This window comes from Kistimonas ophiarachnellae (genome assembly GCF_057552235.1).
This window is the reverse complement of the sequence record NZ_BAAJPA010000008.1, coordinates 73,113-92,384: the sequence shown is the minus strand read 5'-3', so window position 1 is coordinate 92,384 and position 19,272 is coordinate 73,113. Positions and strand designations below refer to the sequence as shown.

The window sequence follows — 19,272 nt, the reverse complement described above, 5'->3', positions numbered from 1 at the left end:
CACCCCTGACGAGTGGCAGCGCTGCCTGGCAGATGTCTGACCGCATTGACACTACAGACAAGATCACACCATGGCACACAAACAGACTACTGACTTTGTTCCCCTGAATATTGCCGTCCTGACCGTTTCCGATACCCGTACCGAAGCAGACGACACTTCCGGTCAGCTGCTGGTCGACAAACTAACCGGCGCTGGTCACCTGCTGGCAGATAAAGTTATCGTCAAGGACGATCGCTACCAGATTCGTGAAGTGGTGTCCCGCTGGATTGCATCTAACAACATTCAGGTGGCCCTGATCACTGGCGGTACCGGTTTTGCCGGTCGTGATGGCACACCGGAAGCCGTACTGCCCCTGTTTGATAAAATCGTCGATGGTTATGGCGAGCTGTTCCGCCAGATTTCCTATGAGCAGATCAAAACCTCAACCATCCAGTCCCGTGCGGTAGCCGGTCTGGCCAACGGCACCGTGATCTTCACCATGCCCGGCTCCCCCAATGGCTGCAAAACCGCCTGGGAAGGTGTGATTGCCGACCAGCTCGACAGCCGCCATCGTCCCTGCAATTTTGTTGAGCAGCTCAAGAAGCCTGCCGAGGTCAAAGCATGAGCACTCTGACGCATTTGAATGCCCAGGGTGAAGCTCACATGGTCGATGTCGGCGAAAAAGCCGATACCCGCCGTGAAGCCCGTGCCGAAGGCTATATTCACCTGCAGCCCGAAACTCTGCGCTTGGTCAATGAGCAGGGGTTGAAGAAAGGTGACGTCCTCTCAGTTGCCCGTATTGCCGGCATCCAGGGTGCCAAGCAGTGTGGAAACCTTATTCCTCTTTGCCACCCGTTGATGCTGACCCATATCTCGGTGGACTTCGAGCTGCAGCCTGAAGCCAACCGTATCCGGGTAGAATCCTGCTGTCGCCTGTCTGGCAAGACCGGTGTTGAAATGGAAGCACTGACTGCGGTTTCCGTCGCAACCCTCACCTTGTTCGACATGTGCAAGGCCGTCGACAAGACCATGCGCATTGAGGGCATCCGGGTACTGGAAAAATCCGGCGGCCGTAGCGGACACTTTGTGGCAGACGACAGTGAACAGCAGGCAGACCAACCATGATCAAGGTGCTTTTCTTTGCCGGTTACCGTGAGCGTCTCGGTTGTGATGCACTGGAACTCAACACCGACGCCACCACCATTGCCGCCCTCAAGGCGCAACTGGCGGAACGGGGGGAACTCTGGCGAGCGCTCCTGCAAGACCGCAAGACCCATACCGCCATTAACCAGTCTATCGTGACCGACCCGGCCGCCGAGATTCACCCCGGCGATGAAGTGGCTTTCTTCCCGCCCGTGACCGGCGGCTGAGTCACGTAACACAACGGAATCACACCATGCCCGACTACCAGCGCCATATCGCCGTACAGACAGACGACTTCGACCTGGCCCATGAATACCAGTGCCTGCGCGCTTACAGCGGCACCGGGGCCATCGTCACCTTCTGCGGGCTGGTGCGCGATATGAACGACGGGAAAGATGTCACCGGCTTGTTCCTGGAACACTATCCCGGCATGACCGAGAAAACCCTCGAGACGATTGCCGATGAAGCAGCGGAGCGCTGGCCGTTACAGGCTGTACGGGTGATCCACCGGGTTGGCCAGATGGCATTGTGTGACCAGATTGTCTTTGTCGGCGTCGCCAGTGCCCACCGGGGAGCCGCCTTTGACGCCTGCGAATTCATCATGGATTTCCTGAAATCCCGTGCGCCCTTCTGGAAACGGGAGCAAACGACGCAAGGCGAACACTGGGTGGAAGCCCGCACCTCAGACCAGGACGCCCTGGAGCGCTGGACATGAAGATAAGCCGACTCGGCGTTGTCCTGTGTTTTCTGCTTCTGACACCGTTCGCCAGCTTCGCAGGTGAACTCAATGTGGCGGTTGCCGCCAACTTCCGGCCGGTGCTGGGCGCACTGGCTGACCGGTTTCAGGCTGAAACAGGCAACACAATAAAGCTGTCGTCTGCCTCCACCGGTGTCCTGTATAACCAGATCACCTACGGCGCCCCCTTCGATGTGTTTCTGTCTGCCGACGCACGCCGTCCGATAATGCTTGAAGAACAGGCTCTGACAGAACCGGGCTCACGCATACCTTACGCCTATGGCCGACTGGTGCTGTGGCACCGTGACAAGGCGCCGGTGAATCTGCCCGCGCTCAGAACATGGCAGGATCATATCGCCGTTGCCAACCCCGTGACTGCCCCCTATGGCAAAGCGGCTGATGACGTATTGAGACACCTGCAGCTACTGGACCAAAAGCGACCGCAGCTAATTACCGGCGCCAATATCCTGCAAGCCTATCAGTACGTTACCAGTGGCAATGTGGCGCTGGGCTTTGTGGCCTATGCCCAGCTGGTAACGGACGGCATCGATAAAGGCATCTATTTTGTGCCGGAAGAGTTGTACGAGCCACTCAGGCAGGAAGCCGTCATCCTGAAGGCCAGCCGACAGAAAACGCTGGCCAACGCATTCCTCGCCTGGTTGCAATCACCGGATGTTCAGCACTTCATTCATGAACAGGGTTACTACCCGGCTCGCCCGGTAGAAACACGACAACAAGACAATAGCGCGTAACAGGGATAAGCCTTTCAATGGAACCACTGGTGACAGCCGTACTGCTGACCCTGAAGCTGGCATTAGTGACGACAGTGCTGTTGTTGCTGATTGGCATCCCGCTGGCCTGGTGGCTGTCACGCCTGACCAGTGGCTGGAAACCCCTGGTTGAGGCCGTGGTCGCCCTTCCGCTGGTTCTGCCTCCTACCGTATTGGGCTTCTACCTGCTTCTGGCTTTTGCGCCACACAGCGGACTTGGCCAGGCCTGGCAACAACTGACCGGCAACCGGCTGGCCTTCAGTTTTTCTGCACTGGTCATCGGCTCGGTGATTTATTCCCTGCCCTTTGTCGTACAACCATTGCAGCGGGCCTTTGAGCGTATTCCCGTTAATCTGTTGGAAGCCGCCACTATCATGGGCGCCAGTCCTGCAGACCGGTTTCTTTCTGTCGTCCTGCCACTGAGTCGTAGCAGTATTGTGACTGCCGCCTGTATGGGGTTTGCCCATACCATCGGTGAATTTGGCGTGGTGCTGATGATAGGTGGCAATATTCCCGGCGAAACCCGGGTCATTTCCATTGCGCTGTATGACCTGGTGGAAAGCCAGCAATATGTCCAGGCGCATTGGCTGGCCGGTGGGCTGCTGATCATGTCGCTGTTGTTACTGACACTGGTTCAGTTTTCCCACAGGATTTCTTCCCGAGGGGAGGTTGCCAAGGCATGACGCTGACCGTCGACATCCAGTTACACCGCCCGGCGTTCGAGCTGGCAGTCACCCATACCTTTCCGCTGAACGGCATTACTGCCATTATGGGACCTTCCGGCTGTGGCAAGACCACACTACTGCGAACCATTGCTGGCCTGGAGAAGCCGGATAACGGTTCAATCCGGATGGGTGACTCGGTCTGGTATGAAGACGCAAAGCACTGCATGCCACCTCAACACCGCCGACTCGGTTATGTGTTTCAGGAAACCAGCCTGTTTCCTCACCTGAGCGTGGCTGCCAATCTCAACTATGCCCGGAAGCGCGCGCACCGAAAAAACGACACAATCAGCCTTGACCATGTCATTGACTGGTGTGGCATTGCCTCCCTGTTAACCCGAAAACCCGATCAGTTGTCCGGCGGCCAACGACAGCGGGTCGCTATTGCCCGGGCGATTTTGTCATCACCGGACCTGCTGCTGATGGATGAACCCCTGGCATCTCTGGACAGGTCCGCCAAGCGGGAGCTGCTACCCTACATCCGCACCATCTATCATCATTTTTCGATTCCGATCATCGTGGTCAGTCACTCACAGGAAGAAGTTGCCCGGCTGGCTGATGACACCGTGCTGATGGACAATGGCAGGATTATCGCCAAAGGCCAGACAACTGAACTTTTCACTCGACTGGATAATGCGCTTGCCGACGAAGATGCACTGGCGGTCCTGGAAGCCACAGTCGCAGGACTGGAGCCCGATTACCCGGTCACTCACCTGCAGGCAGATGGCCAGCAGATCACCGTTTCTCACCTGACTGCCGTGCGAGGTACCACAACCCGTTTACTGGTACCGGCATCGGAAGTGAGTATCATGCGGGAATCCGTGGCTGACTGCAGTATCCAGAACCGGCTGCTGACCCGCATTGACGGCATCAAGCCGGCGGGCGACAGCCACATACTGCTGCGCCTGACCCTTGAACAGCAGGCGCTGCTGGCCCTGATTACCCGGCAATCCTTTAGCCGGATGGCGCTGAAACAGGGAGAGTCGGTGTACGCCTGTTTCAAAGCAGCCGGCCTGCAGGTACTGAATCCGTGAATATGCTTTGCTTAACCTCTTTTTCCGGTAAGGAGCCCCTTGATGTCTGACTGTTGCAGTGCACCCGGCCTGATGGCTGTGGAGGAAGGTCTGGATCGCATGCGCCAGGTGATTCGCCCTGTTAACACGCAGGAAACGGTTTCACTGCCAGAGGCGCTGGACAGGGTGCTGGCGATTGATATCGTCTCCCCGCTCAATGTGCCACCCTGTGACAATTCCGCCATGGACGGTTATGCCCTTCGGGCGGCAGACCTTTCAGCCGGAACACCATTACAGGTTGCCGGTAAATCCTTTGCGGGCCATCCCTTTGCCGGTGAATGCCCTGATGGTCACTGCATCCGGATCATGACCGGGGCGAGTATTCCCGCCGGTACCGATACCGTCATCATGCAGGAACAAACCGAGCAAACTGATACCGGCATTCGTTTCCTGACTGATAGCCTGCCCGGTAACAATATCCGGAGAGCCGGTGAAGATATCCGTGAAGGACATACCGTATTATCTGCTGGTCGTCGCCTGCGCCCCCAGGATATCGGCCTGCTGGCGTCGCTGGGCATTGCCCGGGTCAAGGTTCTGCGTAAACTGAAAGTCGCTATCTTTTCTACCGGCGATGAATTGCGTCAGCCCGGCGAAACCCTGAATCCCGGCGACATTTACGACAGCAATCGTCATACCGTTCACGCCCTGCTGCAGCGACTGGGCGTGGAAGTGCTGGACCTGGGTTGTATCCCGGACGACTGTGACCTGCTGCGCGAAGCCTTTCTGACGACCGACCGGGAAGCCGATGCGGTGATCACGTCCGGTGGCGTCTCCGTCGGCGAAGCGGATTACACCAAAACCATTCTGGATGAACTGGGCAAAACCGAATTCTGGAAACTGGCCATTAAGCCGGGCAAACCCTTTGCCTTCGGCACCCTGCCCAACAGCCTGTTCTTTGGCCTGCCTGGCAATCCCGTTTCAGCCACTGTCACCTTCGACCTGCTCGTCGCCCCTATGCTGCAAGTCATGATGGGCGCAGACGTTTCAGTCACCCGACAGCTCCGGGCCCGCAGCAGGGAAACGCTGAAAAAGCGTGCAGGGCGCCGGGAATACCTGCGGGGTATTCTGCATACTGGCAATGATGGTGTTGCGGAAGTCTCAACAACAGGACGTCAGGGGTCAGGCATACTGACGTCCATGAGCCAGGCTGACTGTTACATTATTTTCCCGGAAGATCAGACCCTGGTTGAAAAGCATGCATGGGTTAGCGTGCAATTGTTTGACGCCCCCCTGTGTTAGACACATTGGCACATTTCAGTTATTGATATCGCTGTCTGCCGATAACACCACAATAGCGCCGTTATAGATACCGACGATCCACGGACAAAAACCCGTCAGGTTGTCTATAACGGCTATTTGATACACTTGGCCCGCCTCCCACTCGCATGCACTCACAATGAACCTTGATATACCCCGAAATTGTTCCCAGATGGGTATTAGACCGCATAACGGATTGGCTAAAAATTCTTAGATATCAGAGGCCATAGACAAGGTGGGGGTGAGACTAAGAATTAAAATACACCTTGCCAACGATAACGACGAATTTAAACTTAAGCCAGTTTATTTAAAGCCTCGAAAAGCCTAACCATGTTGTTATTATTTCCGGACCTTTTACACTCAGACGTACTGCACACCTGAACTAACGAGTAGCAAAGTAGAACTAAAAAACAGTGAGTTAATAACTACCGCAAGAAACACTAACACGGCTGTTATAAAACCAAACGCGCCAAAACAAGGGTCAACAAGAAAGAAACTTCACAACCCAACAAGTGTCTAAATCCAAACATAAACGATTCATTTGACAATCAGGAAATCAATAACAGAAGACAATCTATGAATAAAATTAATTTCTCCATTCCGGCCGCCTGCTGCTACAGCTTGCACAAAAACACTGAATCCTGCTTTCTCATAAAAGCATGCAAGGTCGTGGGGGCTTTTTTCTGTGCCTTATTCTGTTGCTACACGGTCAAAATTGCTGACGCGAAGGCAGTAATAAACCGTGAAAATTGTACCCAGGCATACTTTGCGCGAGAACTTAAAGCGTTTGAAGATCGAAAAATAGAATCAACGACACCAGTGGAAAACTTACTCCCATCACCCAATACTCTCAACGGCGAAACCTCTACCTATGATACAGAATGTCCATCTGAATATGAACCTGCAGTTGAACCAGAACCAGAACCAGAACCAGAGCCAGAGCCAGAACCAGAACCAGAACCAGAACCAGAACTTACCCCCAAATCTAAATCTAAAAACAAAGATTATAAGCCCGATGTTTGCTCCATTTGTTTAGAGGATGGCACAGAAGGTATAAAAATAAAGACTTCTTGCGGGCATATTTTTGATCGCACTTGCATACTAACTGCTATGAATATAAATAGAAGATGCCCCAATTGCAGAAGCGAAATAAAAAAATATGAAGAATTTACTTATGATAAAGATTTGGCGCCGACTAATATAACTGAAATAAGTCTAGATCAGAATAGAACTGATTCAATTTCTTTTCTTTTAAACAATATTTTATTGAATCCAATTCATAGTCTTTTCAACATAAGGAATCATATTAACGTTGAAGAGCCAGAAGAGCCAGAAGTGTCGGAAGTGTCGGAAGTGTCGGAAGTGTCGGAAGTGTCGGAAGTGCCGGAAGTGCCGGAAGTGCCGGAAGTGCCGGAAGAGTCAGAAGAGCTAGGGAATTACATGAGCGATGAGGCATTTGAGAGATTTATGGCAAGGCCTTCAAATAGAAATAGATTTACATGATTCAATAACCTTGATGATTAAGCAGATCCCCAAGATGCATTTTATTGATCAACATGCAATTGTCATCAACATCCGTACACTGTGCGTACCATAGACAGCCTGATTCCAACGCGTTTAGATAATCATCCATCACTGATGTTGCCGACTGGCATTCCACCATCCTTCCACTCTCATTAAGTACAAGCACAAAGCGACAGAACAGCGGATACCATTCGGGCCAATGCATCGCGTATGCTGTTGCTTTTATCCATAAGGAAGTTCAGCATAATCCGTCAGCGACACACGTCATTATCGTGTCCATATCTCTCATCTACGAGGTCATCTGATACTGTTATGACACCAGGGCTCATCAACTGCTTACGCCAACTGATCGCCCTTCCCTCGATCAGCTCCACCCGTCCGGAACTGGACCAGGGCAACCGTGCAGTTATAGATACACTGGCACAATGGTTCAGCGCACTGGGCTTCGCCTGTGATATCCAGCCTCTTCCCGGTCAACCCGGCAAGGCCAACCTGATTGCCACGCTGGGCAGCGGTCCCGGCGGTCTGGTACTCGCCGGGCATACCGATACAGTGCCCTGTGATGAGTCACTCTGGCGCAGCAATCCCTTCACGCTGACTGAAGCGGATAACCGTCTTTACGGCCTCGGCGTGTGCGATATGAAAGGTTTTTTCCCGCTGATCCTTGAAGCCATTCAGGACCTGGAAGCCAGTCAGCTCCAGCAACCACTGATCGTCCTGGCCACCGCCGATGAAGAATCCTCCATGAACGGTGCCCGGGCGCTGGCGGCCGAAGGGAAACCCAGGGCTCGTTATGCGGTCATCGGTGAACCAACAGGCCTGCAGCCGCTGCACATGCACAAGGGCATCATGATGGAACGGCTGACCATTACCGGACAATCCGGCCATTCCAGCGATCCCTCCCTGGGCCGCAATGCCATGGAAGCGATGAACCAGGTCATTAACCGTATCCTTGTGCTTCGGTCAGAGTTTGAGCAGCGGTACAACAACCCGGCCTTTACCGTTCCGATACCGACACTGAACCTTGGCTGTATCCACGGCGGCGATAATCCCAACCGGATCTGCGGCCACTGCGAACTGGAGTTTGATGTCCGCATGCTGCCGGGCATGAACCCGGAGGACATCCGCCGGGAAATTCTCAACTGTGCGTCACTGGTCGCCAAAGACCGTGGTGTCACTGTGACGCTGGAGCCCCTGGCGGAGAGCATTGATGCGTTCATGACACCGGTGACCTCAGACCTGGTCAAGACCTGTGAACAACTCACCGGTTACAGCGCAACTACGGCTGCGTTCGCCACGGAAGCACCGTTCCTCTCCGGTTTGGGGATGGAAACCGTCGTCCTCGGCCCCGGCGATATCGCCCAGGCGCACCAGCCGGATGAGTACCTGGCACTTGACAGAATTACACCGACGATTGATCTTCTCAAAAAGCTAATTACACGTTATTGCCTGTAACCGGCACAGCAGACTATATCCGGACAACGGAACCCGGGCAGAACAAACGATAGAAAACAGGGCGCACCCGTGGACACCTCAACCAGCGACTACGTGAAGATCTTCCGGCAATCGTCACCGTACATCCACGCCCACCGGGGCAAGACGTTCGTGATCATGCTCAGTGGCGAGACGCTTGCGGATACGCACTTTGCCAATATCGTCAATGATATTGCCCTGCTCAGCAGCCTGGGGGTGCGACTGGTGCTGGTCCACGGGGCCCGTCCGCAGATCAACCAGCGTGTGATGGAACGCGGACTCAACTGCCGTTTCCAGGGCAACCAGCGTATCACCAGCAAGTCGGTGCTGGAGTGCGTCAAGGAAGCGGTAGGCAGCCTGCGGGTAAAGATTGAATCCCAGTTTTCCATGGGGCTGATCAATTCACCCATGCACGGCTCACGCATCCGGGTTGTCAGCGGCAACTTTGTTACGGCCCGCCCCCTGGGTGTCGTCGACGGCATTGATTTCCAGCATACCGGTGAAGTGCGCCGTATCGACCAGAAAGCCATTGTGCAGCAACTGGACCAGGGTAACGTTGTGCTCCTCTCCTGTCTGGGTTACTCCGCGACCGGTGAGGTGTTCAACCTGCCCGTGGAAAACGTAGCCACCAGCACTGCCGCCCGTTTGAGTGCAGAAAAACTGATCATGTTCAGCAACCAGCCCGGCATCCTCGACCATGACGGCCGGATACTCCGGACCATGCGCCCGTCCATGGCCCGTGAATGGCTGGACGTCATGACGGACCAGGAAGGCATACGGTTATTGTCCGCTGCCGTGGATGCCTGTAACGCTGGTGTCAACCGCAGCCATATTGTCAGCCATGCCGTTGACGGCTCACTGCTGCAGGAACTGTTTACCCGTGAGGGGGACGGCACCCTGGTTACCCGCGACATGGATGCCTATGAGCACCTGCGACCGGCCACCATCAATGATATCGGCGGCATCATCGAACTGATCCGCCCACTGGAGGAAAAAGGCGTACTGGTGCGCCGTTCCCGCAAGGCGCTGGAGCGGGAGATTGGTTGTTTCACCGTCGCGGTACGGGACGGGATGATTATCGGTTGCGCCTCCCTGCTACCCTTTGCCACGTCCACTGCGGCCGAGCTGGCCTGTGTCGTGGTTCATCCGGACTACCGCAATGGCAACCGCGGGGATATCCTGCTGGAACAAATTGAACAACAGGCTGTCCAACAAGGTATTACGCATCTTTATGTGTTGACCACACGGACGGCTCACTGGTTTATCGAACGCGGTTTCACCCCGGCGCCTCTCAGCGAACTGCCAGAAGAAAAACGCGCCCTGTACAACAAGGATCGGAAATCCAAGGTTTTTGTTAAACCCGTCGCCATCACCAGTGAGGTTGCCATCGCCCAAGCGGAGTAACAGGTTGTTATGGTTGTGATCCGGCGTCTCGCCACCCGTTTTTTGATGTGCCTGCTGCTGGCCGTGGCAGGACAGGGCTATGCCACTGAACAAACCGACAGCGCCCTGCCGATTTTCCGCCTCAACGACAACCAGTGGTTTGAACTCTCCATTACCACGCAGTCACGCCCCGAAACCGCCTTTGACATTGAAGATGAACAAAACCGCGAACGAATGAAGGATCGTCAGGAAAACGAGAAAGGCCACGACAATGTCTTTCCGGATGAGCTGGAGTTCATGAACGAATTACGCCTGCGCTACCAGTTCCGATTCAAGTAATACCACTCGTTTTTTCCAAATCCTCTTCTGCCTGAACCTGTTTAGTCTCTGTCGACTGATCTGAGGCTTCATCGTCAGCGACGTATGTTCTACCAACCCCTTGTGTGACAAGGGGGGAGAGGAAATTGTGAATGGGTCAATATGAGGCGGTCGCCCTTTTTTTAAGCTTACGCCGACGTTCCACACCATTTAAAAAATCTGTATCAGACAACTGTTCTTCAAGTGCAGAAATACACTCATCCCAGTTTAATAGTTTCGCTTCATTGTAACGCCCATAGGGTATAATTTTCGCACTGACTTTAGGGAAGCAATAAAGCAACAGGTTGAATTCAAACAAATCAAAATTAACATCACCACTCTCATCTTTAACCTGATCGAAGTAATTGCTCAGGCCTTTACCAATTGTCATTTCTTTTAGAAAAGGATCTTCCAAGGCCCTGTCACCGAAGGCTATCCCTGTCACAATTGACCAGGCTTTCTGCGCATTCCTCAATGGAACGCCTTTGCAATCCCCCTGAAACGGATTGGCTGCTGTTTCACTCAACCCTGTATCTATCAGAGACAGCTCATTTTCGGCAGTAACAATCAAATTCCTGCTTAAATCATTATGCACAAAGCCCAGCTCATCAGACGCCACTTTCATTTTTTTAGCGAAGTTCAATAACATGCGCGCATACATGCTATCTGAGTTAATTTTCCCATCTTCCACCATATCATCAAGGCTACTATGGTTAACATAATCGGATAGAATATAGGAGTATGTTTTCGTCTCATCGAGTTTAAAACCGCACCCGCAAAGGGGTTTAAGACTCTTTCCTTTCATTGTGCCATGTTGATAAACAGCAGGTAATAAATCTTGCATTTGTGAGGATACTTCTTCTTGAATCCGCCCTTCGTTACCACAAAAATTTTCCACTATATCTTCATTATGCTCAATTAATTTAAGGACTACCTCATTCCCGTTATGATCCCTCAGTAAGTGGACAGTAGCACCAGATGCTCCTGGCGATAATGCCTTAATATACGTAAAATCCCGAAAAACATTATGCTTAGACTCGCAGTCATCCTCAGTTGACCGGTTATATTCCGCTGATGTTCGCTGTGTATTTTGGCCAACGTAATTCACAGGTTGATGCACTTTCCTGACCCGTCGATCGTAAATGCATTTACCCACATAGCAGGCGAGTCCAATTCCACTAACACTTACAAAAGCACCACCTAAAACAGGGATAGCAATACAAATAATCGCACCGGCAACGATTCCAACAACCGATAATAAGGGAACAACAACCCGACACGCTCGACGCCATGAGGATGGCTTGCCAGAGAGTGCACCTGTTGCATTATTCGCTATGGCATTTGACTGAACATTCAACAATCCCGTTTCTCTCACAGCTCCTCCCTGACTGACTGACTTGAATCCGAATTCATCAAAACAGGCTAACTCATTTTAATACCAAAAACCTTTATGCAAAGGTCTATTAAACAAATGGATAGTTTAGATTTAATACCTCTAAGAGTTTTCGATATTGATATCAACTTTTTAAAGCGATAAACATATTATTCTGCAATCAGGGTCATAAGCAAAAAAAATCACTAACAATATGGTACAACTTTTGTCTAACCTGATAAATTTCGACTGACATTTCATAAAAACAATACACGCACAAAAATACGCATTTTAACAAAACGCTCCACCGAAATAATTAAATAGAATAGCCTGAAGCATTTCCAGCAGTGATTTGTTTGGCCAGATCGATTTAACAGATGATTTTCAGATTAACAGGACATAGTTAATCAATGACAGGGACCATGGAACTGGCTATTCGGCAATTTGGATGGACCGGAGCCGCCGGTCAAACCGTGATTTTTGCTGAATACCCACATGATGCATGAGCCCTACCGAGCCATATAGCTGGATCTCCAGCTCATGCATCAACATCTTATAGCGCAACAGGCCGGTTGCCGTTTTTACCAGGTAATCGTGGTACGCCGGCGAGTCACGATCCGTCGGTGGCATGAGCGTCGCGTGTTCTGACAACGTATCCAGTACCCTGTTCAGGCGTTTCACCGTTTTCACATATTTGGGTCCCAGGTGTTTTGCCTGTCGCCGGATGGCCTGCCAGTCTTCAATGGACAGGGTGTTATCCCTGGTTTCCTCATCGTCCCAGCGCCCTGCGTTGATCCGACCCTGAACCGCACTGCTGCGTTTTTCATTTCGCTTGTTATTGATGTAGTGAGTGACGTTTTCCACCACATAAAGCAATACAAACACCCCTGTCCATAGCGGCGTAATAACCGGTTTAATCAGATCAATGCCGGGGCGGGTTCCCTGCACCAGGTGATTTCCAAGGACTTCAAGCACCTGGGCAATCATTCGGTAAGGCTTAACTCGCCCCCAGGCGTAACTGAATACCAGCTTACAGCCCAATACGGTCACCTTGACCACCTTGCGACGGGTTTTATTGGACGACACGTTCACGCCATCACGGGATGGCTGACGCCCAATGATCGCCTTACCGATACCTTCGCGAATCATACGGGAACTGGGGTTGCCCGGCTCCTCCGGCACGATGGTCTGGATCCATCTGAGGCAGTCTTCCCCGGGCAGATACCAGCGCCCTTTTACCGAGGAATGATTGGCCGCTTCATTGAAAACGGCATCCATCTTGTCATCTGACAATCCCCGGAAAGGCTCCCACAGGGGTTTGAACAGCCGTTCAAATTCAGTGTTGAGTGCGGAGACTTTCTGCACGCCGGCGACCACCATTTTGTCGTAATCCCGGGCGGCCTGGCCAAAGTGAGCGCCATGCTGGCTCGCCAGGGTATGCAGTTTCTGAAAACGAATACTGTCTTTCACACTGTCACCAGCACTGCTTTCTAACCGGGACAGGTTTTCAGAGAGACTTTTCATATCCAGTAACAGGTTGGTCATACGAGTAAGGCCCCGCTCTCGTGACAGGTATTCCGTCCCTTCCAGCAGGCGCTCAATATTGCGATGCGTTTCCTGGTCTCCAGGGTTATCCAGTGTGGCAATATCCTTGACCTCACGGGTATCCACAGACGATGTGCCATCCGCAGGCATACGGTGAGCGATGTCAGTTTCAACCTGTCGCACCTTGTTTCTGCTGAACCGCATCCTGGCCGCGACAATCGATGCCTGAATACCGAGCTGAATCAGTTTGAAGATCGTCCGGCTCCCCAGGTAAATAGCGATGCCAATCCCTCCAGTCGTAATACCGGTAATGACCGCAACCGTGAAGACTCCAGCCGCTTCAAGCCCGATCACCCGCTTATTGCGTTGGGCCCACAAATGAATGCGATGGGCAAAATCGCGGGTAAATTTCAGGAATCTGTGATGCTCTACCTGGTAACGGATTAGCCAGAGATCTTCGCTGTCACACTGGTACCGTGGCTGAGGTGCCGGCAGACGCGGTCGGGCGACCGACGCTCCAACCCCGGCAGCAGACGCCACCTCCCCTGCCATCTCACGCTGCCACAAACCCATTTGCAGCAGCCGGTTTTTCAACGCCATGACATGTTCCAGCGTGATATCCGCGTCGCGGGTAATGTTCACTGCCGGGCTGGCAAGGATCCCCTCCAGCACGCTACGTGCTTCGTCTTCCGGCATACCGGTCCGTTTGACCATGCCATCCAGAAAGTGGGGAATGAAGACCCGTTGCAGGAACCCTTTCGGAAAGGGTTTATCCAGAGCAATAAATTCGTACGCCAGGCGGGTGCAGGAGCCGTTCACCAGCGCATCAATACGATCCACCATGGCTTTGTCGATCACCTGCCCGGTGGACTCCAGCTCCCCCTTCCCGCTCCACTGGCAGGCACCGGCTGCAACGAAGGCGCAGGCAAGTCTGAAATGTTCAGGTTTGTCCAGGTCTATCTCACCCGGAGATTGAATACCTTCGACACCGCCAACGGCTGGATACTCATGCGTGAGGAATGACGCATAGGCATTGAACAAATTGCGACCCACATCCTGGCGTCTGCGCCTGAATAACCGGGAAAACCAGGTCAATGTATTACCCCTGGCCACCTTCCGATCTTTCAGGCGACGGGGCTGCCGGGCTTTTTTCCGGATGGCGCGTTCAGACAGGGCAATATCAACCTGGCGGGACGGGAAATCGACATGCTTCAGGGTGGCATTTTTCTGACATAGCTGGTCCCACGCTTTCTGGTTGAAAACCTGCGAAAACCGGACTGGACGGATACCATTGATGGACCGCATAACCGCTGACTGTCCCTGATGCCCCTGCTCCCGCCATCGCGCCATTCATCCTGAATGACCAGAACGGCAAGAACCTGAAGAAAAACCGTGTTATCCAGAAAAGTATAAGCGTTGGGCTGCCCGACTCTGCCTGAACCGGACGTTCAGCCAGAGTCGATTAAGGAAGGAAGTAATCGCGTGAACAGTTATCGCAAAAAGGATTAAGCGGAGCGGTCCAGCACCAGGTAGCTGTAGGACAGCGCATCCTCGTCATCGACAACACGGTCTTCCCGCAGGGTTTCCTGCCATTCGGCGGAATCCAGCTCCGGGAAAAAAGCGTCGCCGTCAAAGCTGCGGTGGACGCGGGTCAGGTAGAGGCGTTCTGCTCTTGGCAGCGCTTCACGGTAGATCTGCTCACCGCCGATGATCATCAGTTCCTCACAACCGTTGATCAGCGCCACATCTTCCGCCAGCGAGATGGCTTCATCCAGGCTGTACACCACGGAAATGCCTTCCCGCTGATACTCGCGGTCACGGGTGATCACGATGTTGGTGCGCCCCGGCAATGGCTTGCGCAGGGAATCAAACGTCTTGCGCCCCATGATGACCGGTTTGCCCATGGTGACCGCCTTGAAATAACGGAGGTCACCCGGCAGGTACCAGGGCAGCTTGTTGTTAATGCCGATGGCGTTGTTCTCCGCCACCGCGGCAATCATGGCCAGTTTCATTGGATGGTTTCCCCCAGGAAAATCACTGCCACATCAGGGCTGGTATACGCCTACATTATCATGTCCGGCGTCGCGCAGGTGCATGGCATGCAACTGGCTCATAACGCCTTTTTCGCAATAGAGCAGGTAATGGTTGTTGCGATCCAGTTCCGGGAAACGGGTCGCCAGCTGGTAGAACGGAAGGGTCAATACTTCATGGCCGGGCAGCGTGAAGGGTTTGATCTCTTCTTCGGTCGGGTGGCGGATATCAATGATGACTTCGTTCTTGCCGACTTCGTTGACCACTTCCACCTGCTCACGGGTCAGGTCATCGGCGATGATGTCGTGCACTGACACACTGCGACGGTTCTGCACCGCGGCATCAATCACCGAGAAATCAAATTTGGTTTCTTCGTGGACAATACGTTCCGGCTTGGCGCAGGTGGTCGGATTTTTGGAAATCACCGCGCAGTATTCAGGAATATTCTTGGCAAATTCCTCGGTACCGATACGCGCGGCAATATTAATAATGTCCTGCTTGTCCATGGCGATCAGCGGACGCAGTACCAGCATGTCGGTAACGGAATCAATCACTGCCAGGTTATGCAATGTCTGGCTGGACACCTGGGCAATCGCTTCACCGGTCACCAGCGCCTGGATATCCATTTCCTTGGCGACAGCGGACGCGGCACGCAGCATCATCCGCTTGAGCACCACCCCCATCTGGGAGTTATCAACATTGGTCAGAATCTCTTCCACCACGCCTTCAAAGGGAATGGTAATAAACCGTACCCGGTGCGACGCGCTGTACTTGCTCCAGAGGTAGAAAGCCACCTCTTTCACCGCCAGCTCATGGGCATGGCCGCCAAGATTAAAAAAGCAGAAATGGGTGTTCATGCCGCGGCGCGCAGTCAGGAAGCTGGAAACGGTGGAATCAAACCCGCCGGAGATCAGCGACAACACCGGCTCCTGGGTGCCCATCGGGTAACCACCCAGACCATCCAGACGACGCTGCACCATAAAGTAGCGATCATTCTTGATTTCCAGCTCAACGCGCACGTCCGGATGCTTCAGCTTGACGCCCGCCGATTCGACACGCTCCAGCAACCCGGCGCCGAGAAACCGTTCCACATCAATCGAGGTAAAGTCATGCTTGCCGGAACGGTGCACCCGCACGGCAAAGGTTTTGCCCGCCAGCGCGCCGGACCAGGCCGCCACGGTTTTCTCAAGGATGTCGTCAAAATCCGTCAGCGGGTATTCAGCCACTTCCAGCACCTGGTGAATACCGGAGATGCAGCAGAGGCGTTCCGCCAGCAGGTCGATATCCTGCCGGTCAGTCAGCTGGGTTTCCACATGAATGACATCCCAGGTGCCCGTCGCCGTCACCTGTTCATCCAGTGGTTTACAGACCGTACGGATATTACGGCGCAACTGTTTTACAAACCGTTTGCGGACCGGTGAACTTTTAATGGTGATTTCGGGGAACAGTTTGACAATAAACTTCATCAGGGAGTCTTCAGTATTGAGTGCGCGTTTTCGGTGCCTGTGAAAACAGCATCGGCAAGGGAACAGGGAATGGAAAAAGACGATGCATGGTAACTAACCCCCGCATAGTAAATACCCCCGCTGAAATTTTCCAGCTTTCAGACATTTCGGGGTTCGATTAAAGGGTGTAGACTGACTTCCGCTTGCCAGCGTAACGGTTTTCCCTTATGCCCATGCCCCGCTTCGGGTCACGCAGGGGGCGGAAAAACAGATCGCGCACCGGTTCAGGTCGCAACAATAAAAAGATGCACCGTTTTGGATCACGCAGCACTAACAAAACGCCCGGGAACCACTGGTGCACCCTTTGAAGACACGGACTGAACGGCAAACACCAAACTGGCACACGCCTTGCTAAAGCCAGTGCGAGACTGGTTCGCACCCGTGTACCAACAGGAACGAACAGACGCATACCGCTCGAGACCCGATCCGGACACTAGCGGTCGAGATAACCCCGGAGGAATAAGAATGTCTGCCAAGACCACTGCCCTGATCAAGGAAAATGACGTCAAGTGGGTTGACCTGCGCTTTACCGACAGCCGTGGTAAAGAACAGCACGTCTCCATGCCCACCAGCGAGATTGACAGCGAGTTTTTCGAAGTCGGCAAGATGTTTGACGGTTCATCCATCGCCGGCTGGAAAGGTATCAACGAGTCCGACATGATCCTGATGCCGGACGACGACAGCGCCGTGATCGACCCCTTCACCGAGGAACCGACCCTGAACCTGCGCTGCGACATCGTTGAGCCCGCCACCATGCAGGGTTATGAGCGTGATCCACGTTCTGTCGCCCGTCGTGCGGAAGAGTACCTGAAGTCCACCGGCGTGGCCGACACCGCCTTCTTCGGTCCCGAGCCCGAGTTCTTCGTATTCGACGACGTGAAGTGGAACATCGACATTTCCGGCGCTTCCTACGAAGTGAACTCTGAAGAAGCGGCCTGGTCCTCCAACAAGCAGTTTGAAAGCGGCAACATCGGCCACCGTCCGAAGATCAAGGGCGGTTACTTCCCGGTTCCTCCGGTTGATTCCCTGCACGACCTCCGTGCCGCCATGTGCCAGGCCATGGAAGCCATGGGCGTAGGCGTTGAAGTGCACCACCACGAAGTCGGCACCGCCGGCCAGTGCGAGATCGGCACCCGCTTCAACACCCTGGTGCGCAAGGCAGACGAAGTGCAGATCCTCAAGTACTGTGTCCACAACGTGGCCCACGCCTACGGCAAGACCGCAACCTTCATGCCCAAGCCCCTGGTTGGCGACAACGGCAGCGGCATGCACGTGCACATGTCCCTGAGCAAGGACGGCAACAACCTGTTCGCCGGTGACGGCTATGCCGGCCTGAGCGAGACTGCCCTGTACTACATCGGCGGTGTCATCAAGCACGCCAGGGCCCTGAACGCCTTCACCAACGCCTCCACCAACGCGTACAAGCGTCTGGTACCCGGCTTCGAAGCCCCGGTTATGCTGGCCTACTCTGCCCGTAACCGTTCTGCGTCCATCCGGATTCCTTACGTGAACAGCCCGAAGGCGCGTCGTATCGAGGTGCGTTTCCCTGACCCGACTGCCAACCCTTACCTGGCCTTCGCCGCCCTGATGATGGCCGGCCTGGACGGGATCAAGAACAAGCTGCACCCCGGCGATGCCGCAGACAAGGACCTGTACGACCTGCCGCCGGAAGAAGCCGCCGAGATCCCGACCGTTGCCGCCAGCTTCGAAGAAGCCCTGGACGCGCTGGATGCGGATCGCGCCTTCCTGACCGAAGGTGGCGTCTTCACTGACGACATGATCGATGGTTACATCGATCTGAAGCGTGAAGAGTGCATCACTGTGGCGCAGACCACGCACCCGGCTGAGTTTGACCTGTACTACAGCGTGTAAGCGCACCGTAGACAGAGAAAGCTAACGAAAGAAAGGGCCCTGAACGGGGCCCTTTTTATTGGTTTGGGTTCATTCGTTGCAAGCTAGCAGAAAACCGATATTGAATTCATACGCTGTCTGAATGAGCACCTGGCGCTTGAGGCAAACAAAGAAAAGCGGGGGTTGGCTGCCTTTCTGGAAATGGGAGCACAGCAGGAACTAACTCTCCCTAAAATCATTAAACTGAAATGCCGCCAGTTAATTACCCGTATTCGTTAAGAGAAATATCACAGTGCTCGTATATAATCTGAACCTATCCATTCACTAGAAATAATTCAGAATAATAAAATGTAAGAATGAATAATAACTATTATTCACAATACTAAAGAATGATTATTTTGATGGCTGCCCCTCTCTTTCAGGGGCATATTATGATGCGTTCACTAGAACCAAAATGCTCCAATAGTGCATGCAAGAATAATCAAATATACATAGGTAGAGATTGGGTCTTCTGTGAAGAAGGTCATTTTATCATCTTTGGCTTTCATGTT

The 19,272-nt window shown here is 53.4% G+C and carries 17 protein-coding genes; 13 read left to right on the top strand and 4 right to left on the bottom strand.

Features of this window, described 5'->3' with window-relative positions; genetic code table 11:
- Positions 1-70: 70 nt before the first annotated feature.
- The 12 genes from moaB (at position 71) to AC27K1_RS11565 (ending at position 10,399) form a co-directional block, all read left to right on the top strand.
- Positions 71-604, top strand: coding sequence for a molybdenum cofactor biosynthesis protein B (moaB, locus tag AC27K1_RS11620; RefSeq protein ID WP_487150733.1), 534 nt, complete (start codon positions 71-73; stop codon positions 602-604).
- Entirely contained in the window at positions 601-1,104 is a 504-nt protein-coding gene (gene moaC, locus AC27K1_RS11615; RefSeq protein WP_487150732.1) for a cyclic pyranopterin monophosphate synthase MoaC, read from the top strand. Before moaB ends, moaC begins: the two co-directional genes overlap by 4 nt.
- Positions 1,101-1,349: a molybdopterin converting factor subunit 1 gene (gene moaD / locus AC27K1_RS11610; protein ID WP_487150731.1), complete on the top strand. Its 249-nt coding sequence runs from the start codon at positions 1,101-1,103 to the stop codon at positions 1,347-1,349. The genes moaC and moaD overlap by 4 nt, the downstream gene beginning before the upstream one ends.
- A 26-nt stretch (positions 1,350-1,375) precedes the next feature.
- The gene (moaE, locus tag AC27K1_RS11605; RefSeq protein ID WP_487150730.1) at positions 1,376-1,837 is read left to right on the top strand and encodes a molybdopterin synthase catalytic subunit MoaE; all 462 of its coding nucleotides are present in this window, start codon (positions 1,376-1,378) and stop codon (positions 1,835-1,837) included.
- The gene (gene modA, locus AC27K1_RS11600) at positions 1,834-2,610 is read left to right on the top strand and encodes a molybdate ABC transporter substrate-binding protein (RefSeq protein WP_487150729.1); all 777 of its coding nucleotides are present in this window, start codon (positions 1,834-1,836) and stop codon (positions 2,608-2,610) included. The genes moaE and modA overlap by 4 nt, the downstream gene beginning before the upstream one ends.
- Before the next feature lie 17 nt (positions 2,611-2,627).
- The gene (modB, locus tag AC27K1_RS11595; RefSeq protein WP_487150727.1) at positions 2,628-3,311 is read left to right on the top strand and encodes a molybdate ABC transporter permease subunit; all 684 of its coding nucleotides are present in this window, start codon (positions 2,628-2,630) and stop codon (positions 3,309-3,311) included.
- Positions 3,308-4,384, top strand: coding sequence for a molybdenum ABC transporter ATP-binding protein (gene modC, locus AC27K1_RS11590; protein ID WP_487150725.1), 1,077 nt, complete (start codon positions 3,308-3,310; stop codon positions 4,382-4,384). The genes modB and modC overlap by 4 nt, the downstream gene beginning before the upstream one ends.
- Positions 4,385-4,426: 42 nt before the next feature.
- Complete coding sequence (gene moeA, locus AC27K1_RS11585) at positions 4,427-5,662, top strand: molybdopterin molybdotransferase MoeA (RefSeq protein WP_487150724.1); 1,236 nt, start codon at positions 4,427-4,429, stop codon at positions 5,660-5,662.
- Positions 5,663-6,256: 594 nt separating this feature from the next.
- On the top strand, positions 6,257-7,183 hold the full coding sequence (locus tag AC27K1_RS11580; protein ID WP_487150723.1) for an RING finger domain-containing protein: 927 nt from the start codon (positions 6,257-6,259) through the stop codon (positions 7,181-7,183).
- Between the two features lie 333 nt (positions 7,184-7,516).
- Complete coding sequence (gene argE, locus AC27K1_RS11575) at positions 7,517-8,659, top strand: acetylornithine deacetylase (RefSeq protein WP_487150721.1); 1,143 nt, start codon at positions 7,517-7,519, stop codon at positions 8,657-8,659.
- 69 nt (positions 8,660-8,728) lie between these two features.
- Positions 8,729-10,081: an amino-acid N-acetyltransferase gene (gene argA / locus AC27K1_RS11570; protein ID WP_487150720.1), complete on the top strand. Its 1,353-nt coding sequence runs from the start codon at positions 8,729-8,731 to the stop codon at positions 10,079-10,081.
- A gap of 9 nt (positions 10,082-10,090) precedes the next feature.
- On the top strand, positions 10,091-10,399 hold the full coding sequence (locus AC27K1_RS11565; protein ID WP_487150718.1) for a hypothetical protein: 309 nt from the start codon (positions 10,091-10,093) through the stop codon (positions 10,397-10,399).
- A gap of 136 nt (positions 10,400-10,535) precedes the next feature.
- On the opposite strand, the gene AC27K1_RS11560 is transcribed toward AC27K1_RS11565, so the two are convergent.
- From AC27K1_RS11560 to thiI, 4 genes are all read right to left on the bottom strand, one after another.
- Complete coding sequence (locus AC27K1_RS11560; protein WP_487150716.1) at positions 10,536-11,792, bottom strand: hypothetical protein; 1,257 nt, start codon at positions 11,790-11,792, stop codon at positions 10,536-10,538.
- A 429-nt stretch (positions 11,793-12,221) separates the two neighbouring features.
- Positions 12,222-14,684 (bottom strand): hypothetical protein, encoded by a 2,463-nt coding sequence (locus tag AC27K1_RS11555; RefSeq protein ID WP_487150715.1) that lies wholly within the window; start codon positions 14,682-14,684, stop codon positions 12,222-12,224.
- 155 nt (positions 14,685-14,839) lie between these two features.
- Positions 14,840-15,346, bottom strand: coding sequence for a dihydrofolate reductase (locus AC27K1_RS11550; protein ID WP_487150713.1), 507 nt, complete (start codon positions 15,344-15,346; stop codon positions 14,840-14,842).
- Between the two features lie 33 nt (positions 15,347-15,379).
- Positions 15,380-16,831, bottom strand: coding sequence for a tRNA uracil 4-sulfurtransferase ThiI (gene thiI / locus AC27K1_RS11545; protein WP_487150711.1), 1,452 nt, complete (start codon positions 16,829-16,831; stop codon positions 15,380-15,382).
- A 504-nt stretch (positions 16,832-17,335) separates the two neighbouring features.
- On the opposite strand from thiI, the gene glnA reads away from it, so the two are divergent.
- Positions 17,336-18,742, top strand: a complete 1,407-nt coding sequence (gene glnA, locus AC27K1_RS11540; RefSeq protein WP_487150710.1) for a glutamate--ammonia ligase — start codon at positions 17,336-17,338, stop codon at positions 18,740-18,742.
- Positions 18,743-19,272 lie beyond the last annotated feature (530 nt).